The sequence below is a fragment of the Pseudomonas marincola genome, assembly GCF_900682675.2.
GTDB classification, from domain to species: domain Bacteria; phylum Pseudomonadota; class Gammaproteobacteria; order Pseudomonadales; family Pseudomonadaceae; genus Aquipseudomonas; species Aquipseudomonas marincola.
In genome coordinates this window covers 4677718-4694894 of record NZ_LR215729.2, presented here as the reverse complement: position 1 = coordinate 4694894, position 17177 = coordinate 4677718, and the positions used below count along the sequence as shown (strand labels likewise).

Sequence of the window (17177 nt, the reverse complement as noted above, 5' to 3'; positions counted from 1 at the left end):
CCAGCACAAGGCGTGCTGCACCCGTAATAAGGATATTACGTGTTTGTTCTACTGGCTTAAAAGGATGTTAGCCATGTCTCATGTTCCGAGTCTTGCGGTGCGCCTGTTAACGGCGAAACAGGGTAAAACCCCATTGATGTTCAAGCGTGTTCTGCTGCGAAGCATGAGCACCAGGCAGGCGGCAAGCGCTGTAGCCCAGCTATCGGTTGATGCGTTTCGTGAAATAGCCTTGTATGAGTCAGTTGAGCGGGTTGCCAGACTAGCGGCGCATCTCGACCCTGAAACCGTGCGTAATGCCTACCTGAATATGCCCGATAGCTTTCATCTCAAGCTCACGCGTGAGTTGTGCAGCAAGCAAGAATTCTCAGCTGCGGCGGGTTTTGCTGATTTGCTTACGGGCATGCAGTTGAAAGTGCTGTTCTTCGCCATCAACAGCGTCAGCCACGTGGTGCAAGTCATCAAGTACATGAAAAATGAGCTTCTGGTGGTGGAAAGTATCCGCAACTGCTCGACCAGCTACCTGCGCCAGCTCACTGAGGAAGCGGTCAAGCTGGGCGATGTCGATGCATCGGCGAACTTACTCGGCATGTTGCCCATGCAACGTCAGGTCGACGTGTGCGCCAAACTGTCGCCCGCGATACTGATACCGCTAATGCCGCAGTTACTGCCGATTAATGACCATGAGTTGAGCCGGCATTTGCCGCCCAAACTCATGGATGCATTGTTTGGTGCTATCTAGCCAAGGCTCAGCTTAGCGCTATTCCATCCACTCGCGACCGTGGCGTTCGAGCAAATGTTGCAGCTGCTCAGGGCCATTGCTGCCAGCAGGATAGGGACGAGGGCGTTGATAATGTTGCTGCCAGCCTTTGATGATCGGGTCGATCCACTGCCATGCAGCCTCGACCTCATCGCGGCGCATGAACAGAGTCGAGTCGCCCTCGATCACATCGAGCAGCAAGCGCTCGTAAGCGTCCCAACGGCGCTGCTTGCTGAATGCGGCTGCAAGATTGAGGTCCAGCTCCACAGGTTCCAGACGCATGCCTTTGCCCGGGTTTTTCGCCATCAACCGTAAACTGATGCGCTCTTCGGGCTGCAGGCGGATTAACAGGCTGTTGGCGTCGCCTTCGCCAAACAGTTGATGCGGCACCGATTTGAACTGAATGAGAATTTCCGAGGTTTTCTTCGCCAGCCGTTTGCCGGTGCGCAAGTAAAACGGCACGCCGGCCCAGCGCCAGTTACCTATCTCGGCTTGAACGGCGACGAACGTCTCTGTATCGCTGTCGTTATCGACGTTTTTTTCGAAGTAATACGCCGGCACGTCTTGCCCGCCGATCTTGCCGGCGCTGTATTGCCCGCGCACGGTCTTGTCGCGTACGTCCTGTCCGCTGATCGGGATCAGCGCTTCCAGCACTTTGACCTTCTCGTTACGCACAGACTCGGCATCGAAGCGCACTGGCGCTTCCATTGCGACCAGGCAGAGCAGTTGCAGCAGGTGATTCTGGATCATGTCGCGCATCGCGCCGGAGTGATCGTAATAACCGCCCCGATTCTCGACACCGAGGGTTTCACACACGCTGATTTGCACGTGATCAATATGCGCAGCGCGCCAGACCGGCTCGAACAGAACGTTGGCAAAGCGCAGCGCCATCAGGTTCTGCACGGTTTCCTTGCCCAGATAGTGGTCGATGCGAAACACCCGATGCTCATCGAATACCGCACCAATCGCTGCGTTGATCGCTTGCGCCGATTCAAGTGAGTGACCAATCGGCTTTTCCAGCACGATCCGCGTTTTCGGGCCCGCGAGGCCGGCGATATTGAGATGCGAGGCGATGTCTTCAAACAGGTTGGGCGCTGTCGCCAGATAGTAAACTCGCACGCGTTCCTCATTCTTGCCAAGCAGCTTGGCAAGGCGGCCAAAGTCGCCGCTTTGCGAGGCGTCAATGCTCAGGTATTCCAGGCGTTGGGCAAATTCGGCCCACGCCTCTTCAGTAAAGTCGGCTTTGGCAACCTGGGCGCGGCAGTGGCGCTCGGCCAGTGCTTGATAGGCTTTGCGCTCGTGCAGGCTGCGCGCCAGGGCAATTATGCGTACGTCTGAATGCAGGCGGCGTTCGCGATGCAGGTGATAGAGCGCCGGAAGCAGCTTATGTAACGCCAGATCACCGGTTCCGCCAAACACCAGAATGTCGCAGGGAATACTCAAAGCGTGATCTCCAACTCGGTTAAATCGTGCGAGTGAGGCACTCATGTAGTATAACTACAAAGTCACTACAATCCGGCAAGTCCCTGATCATACCCGAGCATGTGCTCGTATGCGGCTAGCCGATGGATAAGCCCATTGAATCCGAGTCCAATCTTGTGAATTTGTTGCAGCACATAGCCCAGTCCCGTCACCTGTTGCGTAAGTCCGAGCTCAAGGTGGCCGATCATGTACTCCTCGATCCTGCGGTGGTGATGCACAGCTCCATGGCTGAACTGGCGCACAGCGTCGGCATCAGCGAGCCAACCATCGTGCGCTTTTGTCGGGCGATTGGGTGCAGCGGTTTTCAGGATCTCAAACTCAAGTTGGCGCAAAGCCTGGCCGCAGGTGCCAGCTTTGGTCAGTTTGCGATCCATGAAGATGACTCAGTGTCTGATTTCAGCCTGAAAATCTTCGATACCACGCTGCATACGCTGATGGAGGTGCGCGAAAAGCTCGACCCGCAAGCGTTGCAGCAGGCGATTGCCGCGTGCGCTCACGCTCAGCGCGTTGAGTTCTACGGTTTTGGTGCCTCCGGCGCTGTAGCGGCAGACGCCCAGCACAAATTCTTCCGTTTGCTGCTGACCGCCGCTGCGTATTCCGATCCGCACATGCAGGCCATGTCGGCAGTAACCTTGAAGGCCGGTGATGTGGCGATTTGTATTTCGCAGTCTGGGCGCTCAAAAGATCTGCTGATCACCGCCAATCTGGTGCGTGAGTCCGGCGCGACGCTGATTACTCTTTGCCCGAGCCAAACCCCGCTGGCGGACCTCGCCACCGTGAATTTGGCGATTGATGTGCAGGAAGACACCGAAATCTACACCCCGCTGACCTCGCGTATCGCGCATCTGGTGGTGATCGATGTGTTGGCGATGGGCGTCGCAATGGCCCGTGGCCCAACGCTGGTTAATCACTTGAAGAGCGTCAAGCGCAGCCTGCGCAGTTTGCGTCTGTCACCGAAAACAGTGAAAACACCAGAAGATTGACCCTCTGCGCCGGAGGATGGAATCCGCATCGCGGCTTCCGTCATGGCGGCCTCCCGACAGGCGCGGCTTTTGCGTTGAATGTTTGATCGCTATGACGGTTTACCCTTCGGGTTAACCATCCTCCGTGTTTGATCGGGCGCTGATGGAGGATGGAATCCGCAACGCGGCTTCCGTCATGGCGGCCTCCCGGCAGGCGCGGCCTTTGCGTTGAATGTTTAATCGCTATGACGGTTTACCCTGCGGGTTAACCATCCTCCGTGCGTGATCGGACTGCTGGCGGAGGATGGAATCCGCATCGCGGCTTCCGTCATGGCGGCCTTCCGACAGGCGCGGCTTTTGCGTTGAATGTTTGATCGCCATGACGGTTTACCCTGCGGGTTAACCATCCTCCGTGCGTGATCGGGGCGTTGACGGAGGATGGAATCCGCATCGCGGCTTCCGTCATAACGGCCTCCCGACAGGCGCGGCTTTGCGTTGATTGTTTAATCGTCATGACGGTTTACCCTGCGGGTTAACCATCCTCCGTGCGTGATCGGGCTGTTGGTGGAGGATGGAATCCGCACCGCGGCTTCCGTCATGACGGTCTCCCGACAGGCGCGGCTTTTGTGTTGAATGTTCGATCGTTATGACGGTTTACCCGTTGGGTTAACCATCCTCCGTGTGTGATCGGGTAGTTAGGTGTGTTTCGCTGGCGTGATGAACCCCTGATCACTGTTCATCGTTGTTTAATGGCTTTGCAGTCAAACTGTCATCCGCAGCTAGGAATCTATGGCTCCCGATATTCAGCCTGGGAGTCATGCTATGCCTCGTCATCTGGAAGAATCGTCAAGCGTACACAACACCGATGCTAAAGCTCGCCGCAAGGTGATTGATCAGCGTCGTATGGAATATCGCCGTGCGATTGAGAGTTATGCCGAGCAGCGCCTGCTGCAACATGAGCTGGCGGACTTCCCCGAGATAATCGCAGCTAATTATCTGGCTGGTGCGCGCGAGTTTGGTCGGCAAACTGCTCGGCCAGCTGGCTGATCTGGCTGCGCTGCCCGCGTACGAAATCGAAGAAGGCCTGCGCGACCGGTGACAAATACTTGCCGCGCGGGTGTACCACGCACCAGCTGCGCACCAGTGGCAGCTCGGTCACCGGCAGCTCATTGAGAGCGCCGCATGCCAGCTCACGCAACACGGCGTGACGCGGCAACATGGCAATGCCCAAACCGGCTAACACGCATTCGCGCTGACCCTCCATTGAGCCAACTTCCAAGGTGTTGGCGAAGTGTGCGCGCTTCTGATTGCAATAGTCTTCACAGGCTTTGCGCGTGCCGGAGCCTTGCTCGCGAATCAGCAACGGCCACTTTGTCAGGTCTTCCAGGCTTAATTTTTTAGCTTTGCTCAGCGCGTGATCGGGCGGCGCCACCGCAATAATCGGGTTGTTGAGAAATGGCAGAAACTCCAATGCCATGTCGGTTGGCACTTGCGACATGATCAGCAAATCATCGCGATTTGTGCTCAGGCGCTTGATCGCCTGCTGATGATTAACCACTACCAATTGCAGGCTAACTTCGGGGAAGTCGCGGCGAAATGCTGCGAAAAGATGAGGTATAAAATACTTGGCGCTGGACTCGACGGCTAGGCTCAATTGCCCTTGAAGTGAGCCTTTCAGATTGGTCAATTGCATGTCGAGGCTTTCGAGTCGACCGAAGATATCATCACTGGCTTTGCGCAGGGCTTCTGCCGCATCGGTCAGGTAGAGCTTTTTGCCGACATAGTCGAACAGGGGTTGGCCGATCAATTCTTCCAGCTGTCGAATTTGCAGGCTGACCGCCGGTTGAGTCAGTGACATCTCCTCAGCTGCCCGGCTGTAAGAGTGCTGTTGGCACACTGAGCGGAATACCTGAATTTGGCGCAATGTCATACGCATCAGTGACTTACGCATTGGCTGGGGTCTCCTTCAGGGGGTTATTCAGCGCGCAAAAGCGGGCCTGTTCAACGCAGTTTATCTCCATGCATAAGTAATTACTTATATTGAATCTAATAATTATTGATTTTGGGTTATCCGCTACACGGCGTAGGGTGAATAGGCGGCCACTACAAACTTGATAGTGGTCACGTGCTGACTGGTTTTGGCTGGTTTGCTTGCCCATTGGTCGAGGATGATGCTCGTGATCAAGAAAATTCTGATTGCTAACCGTGGCGAGATTGCCGTCCGTATCGTGCGTGCTTGCGCCGAGATGGGTATTCGCTCGGTGGCTGTCTACTCAGACGCCGACCGCATGGCGCTGCACGTTAAGCGTGCGGATGAGGCGCATAGTCTCGGTGATGACCCGCTGGCGGGTTATTTGAACCCCCGCAAACTGGTCAATCTGGCCGTCGAAACCGGTTGTGATGCCTTGCATCCCGGTTATGGCTTTCTCTCGGAGAACGCCGAGCTGGCAGAGATTTGCGCCGAGCGCGGGATCAAGTTCATTGGCCCCAGCGCAGAAGTCATTCGCCGCATGGGCGACAAGACAGAAGCCCGTCGCAGCATGATTAAAGCCGGCGTGCCTGTCACGCCTGGCACTGAGGGCAACGTTGCGGATATTAACGAAGCGCTGAGCGAAGCCGACCGGATCGGTTATCCGGTCATGCTCAAGGCCACTTCTGGCGGTGGCGGTCGTGGTATTCGCCGCTGCAACAGCAAAGCCGAGCTAGAGCAGGCGTATCCGCGGGTAATCTCCGAGGCTACCAAGGCCTTTGGTAGCGCTGAAGTATTCCTCGAAAAATGCATCGTTAATCCCAAGCACATCGAAGCGCAGGTTCTGGCTGACAGCCACGGCAATGCCGTGCACCTGTTCGAGCGCGACTGCTCGATTCAGCGCCGCAACCAGAAACTCATCGAAATTGCGCCAAGCCCGCAGCTAACGCCGGAGCAGCGCGCCTATATTGGTGATCTTTCGGTACGTGCGGCCAAGGCTGTGGGTTACGAGAACGCCGGTACCGTGGAGTTTTTGCTCGCCGATGGCGAGGTCTACTTCATGGAGATGAACACCCGCGTTCAGGTTGAGCACACGATTACCGAAGAAATCACCGGTATCGATATCGTCCGCGAGCAGATTCGCATTGCCTCGGGCTTGCCGCTCTCGGTGAAGCAGGAAGACATTATTCACCGTGGTTTCGCGATCCAGTTCCGGATCAACGCGGAAGACCCGAAGAACAACTTCTTACCGTCGTTCGGCAAGATCACCCGTTACTACGCACCTGGCGGCCCGGGCGTGCGGACCGACACGGCGATTTACACCGGCTACACGATTCCACCGTATTACGACTCGATGTGCCTCAAGCTGATCGTTTGGGCACTGACCTGGGAAGAGGCCATGGACCGTGGCTTGCGCGCCCTGGATGACATGCGCGTGCAGGGGGTTAAAACCACTGCCGCCTACTATCAGGAAATTTTGCGTAACCCGGAATTCCGCAGCGGCCAGTTCAACACCAGCTTCGTTGAGAGCCACCCGGAACTGACCGAATACTCGATCAAACGTAACCCGTCGCACCTGGCCATCGCCATCGCCACTGCAATTGCTGCCCACGCTGGCCTGTGAGGAATTGAGAAATGGTTAATAAGTCTTCGCCTAAAAAGATCACCGTTACTGATACCGTCCTGCGTGATGGGCACCAGTCTCTGCTGGCCACGCGCATGCGCCTCGACGATATGTTGCCCATTTGCGGCAAGCTTGATCAGGTGGGTTACTGGTCGCTGGAAGTTTGGGGCGGCGCCACCTTTGACGCCTGCGTGCGCTTCCTAAAGGAAGACCCGTGGGAGCGTCTGCGCAAGCTGAAAGCAGCACTGCCGAACACTCGTCTGCAAATGCTCCTGCGCGGTCAGAACCTGCTCGGCTACCGTCATTACAGCGATGACGTGGTTAAAGCCTTTGTCGCCAAAGCAGCCGTGAACGGCATCGACGTGTTCCGTATTTTCGATGCGATGAACGATGTGCGTAACCTGCGCGTATCCATCGAGGCTGTAAAAGCGGCGGGCAAGCATGCTCAAGGCACGCTCAGCTACACCGTGAGTCCGGTGCACACCACGCAAGCTTACGTCGATCAGGCCAAAGCCATGCAGGCAATGGGCATCGACTCAATCGCCATCAAAGACATGGCCGGTTTGCTGACGCCTTACTCGACTGCCGAGTTGGTTAAAGCGCTGAAAGATGAAGTCGATCTGCCGGTATTTATCCACAGCCACGACACGGCAGGCATGGGCTCGATGTGCCAGCTCAAGGCGATTGAAGCCGGTGCTGACCATATCGACACCACTATCTCCAGCTTCGCCTGGGGCACCAGCCATCCGGGTACTGAGTCGATGGTCGCCGCGCTGCGCGGCAGCCCTTACGACACCGGCCTCGACTTGGCGCTGCTGCAGGAAATCGGTTTGTACTTCCACGCCGTGCGCAAGAAGTACCACCAGTTCGAAAGCGAATTTACCGCGGTCGACACTCGCGTGCAGGTGAATCAGGTGCCGGGCGGGATGATGTCCAACCTCGCCAACCAGCTCAAAGAGCAGGGCGCACTGAATCGCATCAACGAAGTATTCGCTGAGATTCCACGCGTTCGTGAAGACCTTGGCTTCCCGCCACTGGTGACCCCGACCTCGCAAATTGTCGGCACTCAGGCGGTGTTCAACGTACTCGCCGGTGAGCGTTACAAAACCATCACCAACGAGGTCAAGCTTTACCTGCAAGGCCGTTACGGCAAGGCGCCGGGCAAGGTCAACGAGAAGCTGCGCAAGCAGGCGATCGGCAGCGAAGAAGTGATCGACGTGCGTCCGGCTGATCTGCTCAAGCCGGAGCTGGCGAAACTGCGTGAAGAGATTGGCACAGTGGCCAAGTCTGAAGAAGACGTGCTGACCTACGCCATGTTCCCGGACATTGGGCGCAAGTTCCTCGAAGAACGTGAAGCCGGCACGCTGGTACCCGAAGTGTTGCTGCCAATCCCGGACGGTAGCGGCGTTGCAGCGGCGGGTGGCGAAGGCGTGCCGACCGAGTTCGTGGTCGATGTTCACGGCGAAAGTTATCGCGTAGACATCACCGGGGTCGGCGTTAAAGGTGATGGCAAGCGTCACTTCTACCTGTCAATCGACGGTATGCCGGAAGAAGTGGTTTTCGAGCCGCTGAACGACTTCGTCGCCGGTGCCGGTGGCAAGCGCAAACAAGCCAGCGAGCCGGGCGATGTCAGTACCAGCATGCCGGGCAACATCGTCGACGTTTTGGTCAAAGAGGGCGACACGGTCAAGGCCGGTCAGTCACTGCTGATCACCGAAGCGATGAAGATGGAAACCGAAGTGCAGGCGCCAATCGACGGTACGGTCAAAGCCGTTCACGTGGCCAAAGGCGATCGGGTTAACCCGGGTGAAGTTCTGGTCGAGATTGCCTAGTTTAGGCAGCGCTGAAAGCGAATGCAGCCAGGCATTGCGGGGTTGAAACAGGCGAAAGAATGCTCATTAAAATGAGTGAAGTTGAGCGTGATCTCGCTCGTTCTTAGCCTGTTTTTAACCTGTACATGTGCCGCTTGCTGAGCCCTTAGAAGCGCACCGGGGGATTGAGTCATACAGCGCTTAAGCGCTGGCCCTCCCAGCAATTTACAAGTTTCTCAGTGGGAGCCAAATGGCTCCCTTTTTTTGTTTGGGTCGGGTCGGTTTGTGTGATTGCGCCTAGCCGGGGCGCGTCTAGCAACGGTAGTCTGGACGTCGTTCAGAGCCATCACGAGTCGATCAGATGCAAGCGTTGCTAGATGAAATTATCGAGAAGACCCGCCCGCTGATTGGTCTGGGCAAGGTTGCCAATTACATTCCGGCGTTGGGCTGCGTTGAGCCGAATCAACTCGGTATCGCGGTGTACAGCAATGAAGGCGAACTGTTCTGCGCCGGCGATGCGCACACGCCGTTTTCGATTCAGAGTATCTCCAAGGTTTTTAGCCTGGTGCAGGCGGTGAGCCACTCAGGCGAAGCGATCTGGCAGCGCCTCGGTTATGAGCCGTCGGGTCAGCCCTTCAACTCGCTGGTGCAGCTTGAGTTGGAGCGCGGTATTCCGCGCAATCCGTTTATCAACACGGGCGCGTTGGTCATCTGCGATATCAACGAGTCGTGCTTCGCCGCGCCGTCACTGTCGATGCGTGACATGGCCCGGCGCCTTTCGGGAAACTGCGAAATCGTCATCGACAGCAAAGTTGCCGAGTCCGAATACCAGCACCGAGCGCGCAACGCGGCGGCTGCTTATTTGATGAAGTCGTTCGGCAATTTCCATAACGATGTCGATTCCGTTCTGCGCAGTTACTTCAATCACTGTGCGCTGCGCATGAACTGCGCAGACCTGGCGCGGGCATTCTGCTTTCTGGCCAACGCTGGCGTGTGCAAACACAACGGCGAAACCATCATGAGTCCACGCCAAGCCAAACAGATCAACGCCATCATGGCCACCAGCGGGCTGTACGACGAGGCAGGAAACTTCGCCTACCGCGTCGGCCTACCCGGCAAGAGCGGCGTCGGCGGCGGCATCGTCGCAGTCGTTCCGGGGCGCTATTCGATTTGCGTGTGGTCGCCAGAATTGAACCCGTCAGGTAACTCACTGGCAGGGCTGGCAGCGCTGGAAATGCTCAGTGACCGGATTGGCTGGTCGGTGTTCTAACTGGCTCAGCCTTATGGGCTTATATTCCGCCGCGCATTATCAAGGTTCATTGACCTGCCGCCGCATGCCGAACTTGTTACCGGCGTATAACATCCCCCCTGCGTGCTCATGAATTTCTTGATGAATGCTCTATATCAAAACTTTCAGTCGGTTTCGATACGCGTGGTTTAGCGTTTTCTTGCTGTATTCAGGGAGACATACAAAGAGAGTCAGGGATGTTCAACCCAGCAACGAAACCCATTTCAGCGTGCAGATCCAAGGCTTTCAGGTGCGGGCTTTACCGGCCCCGAAGCGATCAGTACGTCGTATCAGTTGGTCAGTGAGACCATGAGCAGGCACGGCTTGCTGCTCCCGTCTCGGCCAAGCCCTACATCCCATGGCGTGTATTGTGTGCAACACGAAGAAGCTTGAACTTCATCCAGAGCCTGCTTTTCGAAGCCGTTTCAGCTTATTCAAAAACGTGCCTTGCTTGATCGAAGCCAAGCATCCGACTTACCCAGCAGAGAGGATTAATGAACTCGAACAACCCCAAAATACCTATCCCGAATTTTATTCAGCGCCATGTTGTGATTCAGCGGCGCTACGAGGCTGTAGGCGCGTTCAATGATTTGCTGATCGCGATCTGGTTTCTTGTTGGTAGTTTTTTCTTTTTGAGCGATTCGCTGATGCAAACCGGCACCTGGCTGTTTATTGCGGGCAGTGCGCAGATGCTTATCAAGCCGATGATCAAGCTTGCGAGTCTGATCCACGTGGGTCGCCATTTGGCCAATCAGACCTAGCAAACAACGCGTGCAGCCCTGTGCTGTCGCTGGATTCGGCTTGCCGCCGGCCATACCAAAAGCTTGTATACGCTCAATTTTTACTCGCAATCGATATAAGCATTCATGGGCTTAGGGATACTTGAGTGGCTGCCTGCTGCTTAACTTCTTTTGTGCATGCAGCTGCCAGCTTGATGTCTTGGGTTAGGGCGCACACGGTTCCGTTGCCCTTGATTTTGCTGCGTAGCCTACCGAGGTCGGGGCGTTGAAATGTTTCTGCGCTCCTGTCTTTCATCACTGGAGATCGACATGAAATGGAGTAAGTACACTTTGGCGCTTTGCCTGGTTTTGGCATCTGCAGGCGCGTTGGGCGAGCAAAAGGCATCCCCCGTAGTTGTTGATGGCAATAACTGGATGAGTTCTTCCTCCGGTGAGCGCCGAGCGTTTTTGATTGGCGTCACCAATATGCTGATCGCCGAAGCGGCCTACGCCAAGCGTCACGGTCTGGATGCTCCACCGATGGGGGCGGCGATCACCAAGGGCGTTTCCAGCATGAAGCTGCCTGAAATCGAAGCACGCATAACGTCTTGGTACGAAGCCAACCCAGACGGGCGCGACAAGCTGGTGATGGGTGTGCTCTGGAGAAATGTGGTTAAAGGTAATCAGTGACCGGCTCAGGAGACTCAGCAATGAACCGTTTCTATTCGGCTGTGGCTGCGCTGCTTTGTGCGGCTTTTATCTTGTCTGCTTGCGCGACTGTCGCGGGCGGTATGGTCGGGGGGGGTGTTGGCCGTATGGCCGGTGATGAGCAGGCCGGACGCATGATTGGTGCCGGCATCGGCATGATGATTGATATCTCGGACTGAACGCGTTCGGCCACCCGACACGTTATTGCATAAAGCCCTGGCGGCGGATTTATCAACGCGGATTCAGCGCGGATAAATCCGCCGTTTTGCGTTTGAGGCCACGCACTTTATGCGCGTCGCCCATTTTTTCAATGATGTCTTGAGTACACGACTTTTAGCCGCGTAGTTTCTGGGCGGCCATGGGATTGGCTGCTTCGGGACATCTCAAAATTTTTTAGTTAAGGTACGACGACAATCCATCTCCAAGTCAAAAAATAAGGACGCGTAATGTCGATGACACTTCGAGCCACTGGCAGCTTACTCACGTTGAGTATCAGCCTTCTGGTGAATGGTTATGCACAGGCAGCCACGGACTCAACACCCGCACCCAAAGATGCGGGTCTGGCGATCAATCACGAATACATTGGCCGCGGCCAAGACTTGTACGACCTGCCGCCGCTTTATCAGCCAGGTACGTATCGCAACATGGACAAGGTGTACTTCACCCGTTCTGTTGCGCGTGGCGAAAAGGTCTATGAGTTGCCGCAAGAGGGCAATCTCGAAGTCACCTACGAGGCCGATGGCGCGAAGCAAACCGTTGATGACTTCATGCGCCGTAACCGCGTTGGCGGCGTACTGATCATTAAAGACGGCAAAGTACGGTTGGAAAAATACGGCCTTGGCAACGATGCAGACACCCGCTGGACCTCTTTCAGTGTGGTCAAGTCGATCTCTTCGACCTTGGTCGGCGCGGCCGTGAAGCAAGGGCTGATCGATGTTAAGAAGCCGATCACTCAGTACCTGCCTGCGCTCAAGGGCGGTGCTTATGACGACGTCACGGTTGAGAATGTGTTGCGCATGAGTTCTGGCGCTGACTGGAACGAGACGTACCGCGATATCACCTCTGACCGCCGCAAAATGTTCGAACTGCAGCTGTCGAACACACCTGGCGCTTTGGTTAAACAGATGAGCCAGCTCAAGCGCAAATCCAAGCCGGGCACCGTCTTCAAATACAGCACGGGCGAATCGCACCTGCAGAGCGAATTGATTCACGCAGCGACGGGCATGACCACCAGTGACTATCTGTCTGATCGCATCTGGGCGCGTATGGGTATGGAGAAGCCGGCGTTCTGGCAGCTCGATGCACAAGCGGGTCAAGAGATTGGTAGCAGTGGTTTCTCGGCAACCTTGAAGGATTACGGCCGCTTCGGTCAGTTCATCCTCAATGACGGGGTTATCGACGGCGAACGCATTCTGCCAAAAGGCTGGCTGGATAAAGCCACTGAAGTGGACCCGGCTTCTTACTTGGCACCGGGCAAGCTGTATGGCGGCGATTACATCCTTGGCTACGGCTACCAATGGTGGCTGTTCCCCGCGGGCGAGGCTGCTTTGCCTCAACATGACGGAGCCTTTGAGGCGCAGGGTATCTTTGGTCAGTTTGTCTACGTTAACCGTAAGGAAAACGTAGTCGCGGTGGTTTGGAGTGCATGGCCAGAGCCGGAAATGGACAAGCAAGAGATGGAGACTTACGACTTCATCGCGGCGGCTATCAACGCGCTGAAATAAGCCGTAGTTGACTCAACCATACCTGCTCAAAGGGCCACTCATAAGAGCGGCCCTTTTTGTTTCAACGAACAGCGCCGCTTAAAACCCCAGTTGCCACTGCACCATGAACGCATGATTCTGGGAGTCACTGCCGAGTTGTCCGCTGTAGCCGATGCCAATGTTTTGCTTAGCATTGATACCAACATCCAAGCCTGCCTCAAGCAACGCACTGTCGCGATCCAGCGCACTGCCTTCAACGCTGAATGCCGTGCCGCCGCTGGCGAAGGACTGTTTGATATGACTGTCTACATCACCATAAACATGACGCCAACCGACGCCCAGACGCGGGGTGACGCTCATGCCGTTTTGCAGTGTGTCTAAATAGGCGAGGCGCACACCAAAGGCGCTGGTGACGTTGTCTTGATCCTCGGACTTCACGTGCAGTGCAGCCGGACCGCCGTTCTCCGTGTAGCTGTCTTGATCGTAGCGTTGATAGCCCAAGTTAGCGTAAGGCTCGGCCTGTAACTTGCCACGATTGATAGCGTAACCCAGCTCGACGAACGCTTGCAGGCTGTCAGCATCGTAATCACCGCGCACGGTGTCATCAAAGCCGTTGAATTTGATCTGGCGCTTACTGTCACCATCGTGATCGCTGTACGCCGCGCCGAGCCGCAGGTTGTATGGGCCGCGTTGGTGTAAGGCATACACACCGAGATGGTAGCTGTCGACGTTGCCATCGACACTGCTGCCCGCACCAATATCAGTGCTTGAATAACCGCCCACTAAGCCAACTCGCCATTGCGTATCCAGCGCCCAGTCTGCCCCCACTACAGCGCCTTGAGTGTCTTGGTCGAGGTCGTGGCTACCTGACGTAGCGTCAAGGTTTGCGCTGCTGCCAAGCGCCTGAATCCAAAGCCGGCCTTGGGCGTTAGGATCATTAAGATTGCGAGCTTCATTGGGCAACCCATTGGCAGCGAGAACAGGGCCGTCTAGCAAGTTAACCGAGCTTTGCAGATTGCCGCTCATGCCGCCACCTCGTTGTTGCATGGCACCAAGCATGGCGAGGCCGACCTGGTTGCTTGCAGCTAGAGTCACGTTGGCCAAGCTGGCATTACTGGCGCCCGAGAGTTGTTCGAGTCCGTCGCCCGCGGAGGTTACGTCACTGGTTAGGAGCGCGTTATACAAGACCGGTGTGCTGTCGGCTGTGATGCTGTTTGCGGCACTGGCACCGTTTTGGCTGATGGCGACATCTGCAAAGTCGATGTCGTTGCGCTGCAATTCAAGCTCGACGCTGTCGGCAGTATAGGAAAGTGTTGGCGTTAGAAAGGCAAAGTTGCTGCTGACACTGGAGAACTGCCCGTTAACCCCTTCAGCAGCATTGAGGACGCGGTAACTACTTTGCGCAGGATAGTTTCCAGCACCTGCGCGAATGTCCAGTTTGGCGCCGTTGATTTGTGCGTTGCCATTCACCTGGACGGGTGAGTGACTGCCGTCTGCCGCAACCGCAAAGCCCAAGGTTGAGCCTGCTGCCAGATTGAGATTTTGCAACTGCCCACTGCCGCTATAAACACCACCGGATGCAACGGTCAATGTGCCGCCAATGCGCCCTTGGTTGTTCAGCTCAGCGCCGGTAGAGACTTCGCCGCCTTGGCTAAAGTCGTCACTGCTGATCGTCCAGATGCCTTGCTGGACGGCCAGCCACTCAAAATTTCGGCTGTTGGAGAAGTGGCCACCTGCAGTGTCATTCAGTATGAGGCTGTCATGTCCCGCGCCACCGTCCACCAGACCGACGAATTGGCTGCCGGCGGTCAATGTTAATTGGTCGTCGCCGCCACCAAGGTCCAGCGCTAAGCCGCTGGTTCCACTGATGAGGCCCGCGTTGAGCACATGGTCTGCCTGATCGCCAATAATGCGTACGCCGTCGCCCTCCAAGCCGGTGATGCGCCCGTAGTTTTGTAAGTCGGTGGCGAACGGCGCCCCGCCCGTTGAGCTGTCATCAATCAAAATAGCGTTGGCGGCGCCGCTAATCGTGGCTCCTGCATGGTTGATGATGCTGCCACCGCCCATGGCAATGCCTTCGCCGCTATTGGCTGCGCCGTCTTTTTCGCCACCGGCGCCGGTGCCTTCGATGGTGCCGTAGTTTTCAATGATGCCTTGACCGTCGATATCGACGCCATCGCCGTCGCCGGTGGTGAGTTGTTCATTGAAACGGCCGCTAATAAGGCCGTAGTTGATCACTTTGCCGTTGCCGTCTGAGCCGAATCCCGAGCCATTGCGGCCGATCACCACACCGTCTGCGTAGTTAATCAGCTCTGCGCCAAGGTCAGTGGTAATGCCGTGGCGGCCGCCACTGATAAGGCCGTGGTTTTCAACTCGGCCGTTTAACGATTCATCAAAATCGATACCGTCAAATTTCTCGCCGTCTTCGGGTAAATCATCGCTGCTGATTTCGCCGTAATTGATCACGGTGGCATTGGCGCCCAAGCGCATGCCGTCGTCAGCGCCATGAATCAGGCCGGAATCACGGTTGATAATCCGAATGCTGACATCCGTTTGCAGTGCTTTGAGCATGATCGCGCGATCGGTTTGCGATGTGATGGTGCCCGCGTTATCGATACTGATGGTGCTGCCTGCAAAGTCGCCGTCAATGCGAATGCCTTGCTTGGCTGCATCGATGGTGGCACCTGCGCGATTGAGTATTTGATAGTGGCGGGCGCCACCTTCGTCATCGCTGTCGATGCCACGGTCTTTGCTTGATTGCAGTAAACCGCTGTTATCAATAATGACGCCGCCGTCGTGGGTGTCGCCCTCAAGGAGCACAGCCGGGTCTTTCTGGGTGATCACGCTGCCCAGTTTGCCAATTATGAGGGTGTCATCACCGGCAGCGGTCTGCGTTTCACTTTGGGCATCCTCAATACTCACAGAGGCCGCGAGTACGGGGGTGGATATTCCGGCACAGAAGCTCAAGGCGATACAGCGGGCAAGGCGGGTAGATTGGAAAAACATGACAACAGGCAGTCCTTAGCGTTTGGCGTAACCGCTGTTTATAACCATCTTGTCTTACAGTTTTGTAACAACAGAGTTTTTGTAATATTCGAGACTATGCAGTGGGCTAGAATTTTTCATGGTCGCGCCAACTTGGAGGCAAAGATGCAAGCGCAAAAGCTAGAGGGCGGTTGCTTGTGCGGGAGCCTGCGTTACACCGTTGAGGGCGAGCCGCTCATGGCGGCGATCTGTCATTGCACAATGTGCCGCCGTGCCCATGCTGCGCCCGCTGTTGCCTGGGCGTTATATCGGCAAGAGCAGGTTGGTTTTACTCAGGGACAGACCACGCTTTACGCATCCTCAGAAGATGCTCTGCGCGGCTTTTGTGCGACTTGCGGCACGCAAATTACCTTCACGGCGACGTTTCTGCCGGGTCTGATTGATATCAGTGTTGGCAGTCTCGACACGCCGCAACTTATCGAGCCGACTTTGCATTATTGGCATGCGGAGCATCTGGCCTGGGCGGAGTTTGCCGACGCCTTGCCGCGTTATCCCGAGTTTCCACCGCTGGAGTGACTCAACCCAGCGCAGGCACGCTGGGTTGATCAATTTATTTGAAGACTTTGCGGTACTGCAAAAAGCCGGAGCGCTCGGCCACACGCTCATAAAGCAGCATGGCGCGGCTATTGCTCTCGTGGGTGAGCCAGTAAGTTCGTGCGCAGCTGGCTTGCTTGGCCTGCTCATAAACAAACTCAATGAGCTTGCGTCCGGCGCCGTTGCTGCGCACGGCTTTGTTGATGAACAGATCCTGCAGGTAGCAGTAGTCTTCAACCGTCCAGGTTGAGCGGTGGTAAACCCAGTGCACCAAGCCAATGGCTTCGCCTTCATGCCAGGCCAGTGCTGCGTGCATCGGTTCGGCAGGATCAAGAAAGCGCTGCCAGTTGATGTCGCTGGTCTCGCTTGGAATTTCGGTCATATAGAAGCGCTGGTAACCCTGCCACAGCGGCAGCCACGCGGCGTGATCGTCAGCAGTGACGGGGCGAACTTCTATCTCGATACGAGCGGGCATGTTGCGTCCTCCTGTAATTATTGTTCGAGGAACTTTTGATTCAGCTGGCAGTGATGTTCACGGCCTTGGGGGAACAGGGTCAAGCGTTGAAAATGCCCCG

The 17177-nt window shown here is 56.1% G+C and carries 15 protein-coding genes; 11 read left to right on the top strand and 4 right to left on the bottom strand.

The genetic code is table 11. The features are described 5' to 3' along the window. The first annotated feature begins 73 nt into the window (after positions 1-73). A complete protein-coding gene (locus PMYSY11_RS21490; RefSeq protein WP_069899983.1) occupies positions 74-739 on the top strand; it encodes a hypothetical protein in 666 nt (221 codons plus the stop codon). A gap of 18 nt (positions 740-757) precedes the next feature. Here the strand turns inward: PMYSY11_RS21490 and zwf are convergent, their stop codons facing one another. Further along, entirely contained in the window at positions 758-2245 is a 1488-nt protein-coding gene (gene zwf / locus PMYSY11_RS21485) for a glucose-6-phosphate dehydrogenase (RefSeq protein WP_172970646.1), read from the bottom strand. A 110-nt stretch (positions 2246-2355) separates the two neighbouring features. On the opposite strand from zwf, the gene hexR reads away from it, so the two are divergent. Then, positions 2356-3222 (top strand): transcriptional regulator HexR, encoded by an 867-nt coding sequence (gene hexR / locus PMYSY11_RS21480; RefSeq protein WP_069900112.1) that lies wholly within the window; start codon positions 2356-2358, stop codon positions 3220-3222. Positions 3223-4023: 801 nt separating this feature from the next. Further along, positions 4024-4248, top strand: a complete 225-nt coding sequence (locus tag PMYSY11_RS21475; RefSeq protein ID WP_090512412.1) for a PA3496 family putative envelope integrity protein — start codon at positions 4024-4026, stop codon at positions 4246-4248. Here the strand turns inward: PMYSY11_RS21475 and PMYSY11_RS21470 are convergent. Further along, a complete protein-coding gene (locus PMYSY11_RS21470; RefSeq protein ID WP_150547933.1) occupies positions 4190-5152 on the bottom strand; it encodes a LysR family transcriptional regulator in 963 nt (320 codons plus the stop codon). The two genes, PMYSY11_RS21475 and PMYSY11_RS21470, sit on opposite strands and share 59 nt — an antisense overlap. Positions 5153-5378: 226 nt before the next feature. On the opposite strand from PMYSY11_RS21470, the gene PMYSY11_RS21465 reads away from it, so the two are divergent. The 7 genes from PMYSY11_RS21465 (at position 5379) to PMYSY11_RS21435 (ending at position 13044) form a co-directional block, all read left to right on the top strand. Then, positions 5379-6794: an acetyl-CoA carboxylase biotin carboxylase subunit gene (locus PMYSY11_RS21465; RefSeq protein WP_069900111.1), complete on the top strand. Its 1416-nt coding sequence runs from the start codon at positions 5379-5381 to the stop codon at positions 6792-6794. An 11-nt stretch (positions 6795-6805) separates the two neighbouring features. Then, positions 6806-8626 (top strand): sodium-extruding oxaloacetate decarboxylase subunit alpha, encoded by a 1821-nt coding sequence (gene oadA, locus PMYSY11_RS21460; RefSeq protein WP_069899980.1) that lies wholly within the window; start codon positions 6806-6808, stop codon positions 8624-8626. A 340-nt stretch (positions 8627-8966) separates the two neighbouring features. Further along, on the top strand, positions 8967-9875 hold the full coding sequence (glsB, locus tag PMYSY11_RS21455; protein WP_069899979.1) for a glutaminase B: 909 nt from the start codon (positions 8967-8969) through the stop codon (positions 9873-9875). Positions 9876-10387: 512 nt separating this feature from the next. Continuing rightward, entirely contained in the window at positions 10388-10654 is a 267-nt protein-coding gene (locus PMYSY11_RS21450) for a YrhK family protein (RefSeq protein WP_090512404.1), read from the top strand. Between the two features lie 288 nt (positions 10655-10942). Beyond that, entirely contained in the window at positions 10943-11302 is a 360-nt protein-coding gene (locus tag PMYSY11_RS21445; RefSeq protein ID WP_069899976.1) for a hypothetical protein, read from the top strand. A gap of 20 nt (positions 11303-11322) precedes the next feature. Continuing rightward, entirely contained in the window at positions 11323-11499 is a 177-nt protein-coding gene (locus PMYSY11_RS21440; protein WP_172970645.1) for a hypothetical protein, read from the top strand. 273 nt (positions 11500-11772) lie between these two features. Then, on the top strand, positions 11773-13044 hold the full coding sequence (locus PMYSY11_RS21435) for a serine hydrolase domain-containing protein (protein ID WP_150549626.1): 1272 nt from the start codon (positions 11773-11775) through the stop codon (positions 13042-13044). Positions 13045-13122: 78 nt separating this feature from the next. Here PMYSY11_RS21435 and PMYSY11_RS21430 read toward each other — a convergent pair whose 3' ends face one another. Next, the gene (locus PMYSY11_RS21430; protein ID WP_150547932.1) at positions 13123-16029 is read right to left on the bottom strand and encodes an autotransporter family protein; all 2907 of its coding nucleotides are present in this window, start codon (positions 16027-16029) and stop codon (positions 13123-13125) included. Positions 16030-16173: 144 nt separating this feature from the next. Between PMYSY11_RS21430 and PMYSY11_RS21425 the strand changes: the two genes are divergently transcribed. Beyond that, positions 16174-16584, top strand: a complete 411-nt coding sequence (locus PMYSY11_RS21425) for a GFA family protein (RefSeq protein ID WP_150547931.1) — start codon at positions 16174-16176, stop codon at positions 16582-16584. A gap of 34 nt (positions 16585-16618) precedes the next feature. Here the strand turns inward: PMYSY11_RS21425 and PMYSY11_RS21420 are convergent, their stop codons facing one another. Beyond that, entirely contained in the window at positions 16619-17077 is a 459-nt protein-coding gene (locus PMYSY11_RS21420; RefSeq protein ID WP_090512399.1) for a GNAT family N-acetyltransferase, read from the bottom strand. Positions 17078-17177: the final 100 nt, after the last annotated feature.

Bases quoted from the DNA above. Each gene is read 5' to 3' on its own strand.
- PMYSY11_RS21490 (WP_069899983.1), top strand. From the start codon at position 74: ATGTCTCATGTTCCGAGTCTTGCGGTGCGCCTGTTAACGGCGAAACAG.
- zwf (WP_172970646.1), bottom strand. From the start codon at position 2,245: ATGAGTGCCTCACTCGCACGATTTAACCGAGTTGGAGATCACGCTTTG.
- PMYSY11_RS21475 (WP_090512412.1), top strand. From the start codon at position 4,024: ATGCCTCGTCATCTGGAAGAATCGTCAAGCGTACACAACACCGATGCT.
- PMYSY11_RS21470 (WP_150547933.1), bottom strand. From the start codon at position 5,152: ATGCGTAAGTCACTGATGCGTATGACATTGCGCCAAATTCAGGTATTC.
- oadA (WP_069899980.1), top strand. From the start codon at position 6,806: ATGGTTAATAAGTCTTCGCCTAAAAAGATCACCGTTACTGATACCGTC.
- glsB (WP_069899979.1), top strand. From the start codon at position 8,967: ATGCAAGCGTTGCTAGATGAAATTATCGAGAAGACCCGCCCGCTGATT.
- PMYSY11_RS21450 (WP_090512404.1), top strand. From the start codon at position 10,388: ATGAACTCGAACAACCCCAAAATACCTATCCCGAATTTTATTCAGCGC.
- PMYSY11_RS21445 (WP_069899976.1), top strand. From the start codon at position 10,943: ATGAAATGGAGTAAGTACACTTTGGCGCTTTGCCTGGTTTTGGCATCT.
- PMYSY11_RS21440 (WP_172970645.1), top strand. From the start codon at position 11,323: ATGAACCGTTTCTATTCGGCTGTGGCTGCGCTGCTTTGTGCGGCTTTT.
- PMYSY11_RS21435 (WP_150549626.1), top strand. From the start codon at position 11,773: ATGACACTTCGAGCCACTGGCAGCTTACTCACGTTGAGTATCAGCCTT.
- PMYSY11_RS21430 (WP_150547932.1), bottom strand. From the start codon at position 16,029: ATGTTTTTCCAATCTACCCGCCTTGCCCGCTGTATCGCCTTGAGCTTC.
- PMYSY11_RS21425 (WP_150547931.1), top strand. From the start codon at position 16,174: ATGCAAGCGCAAAAGCTAGAGGGCGGTTGCTTGTGCGGGAGCCTGCGT.
- PMYSY11_RS21420 (WP_090512399.1), bottom strand. From the start codon at position 17,077: ATGCCCGCTCGTATCGAGATAGAAGTTCGCCCCGTCACTGCTGACGAT.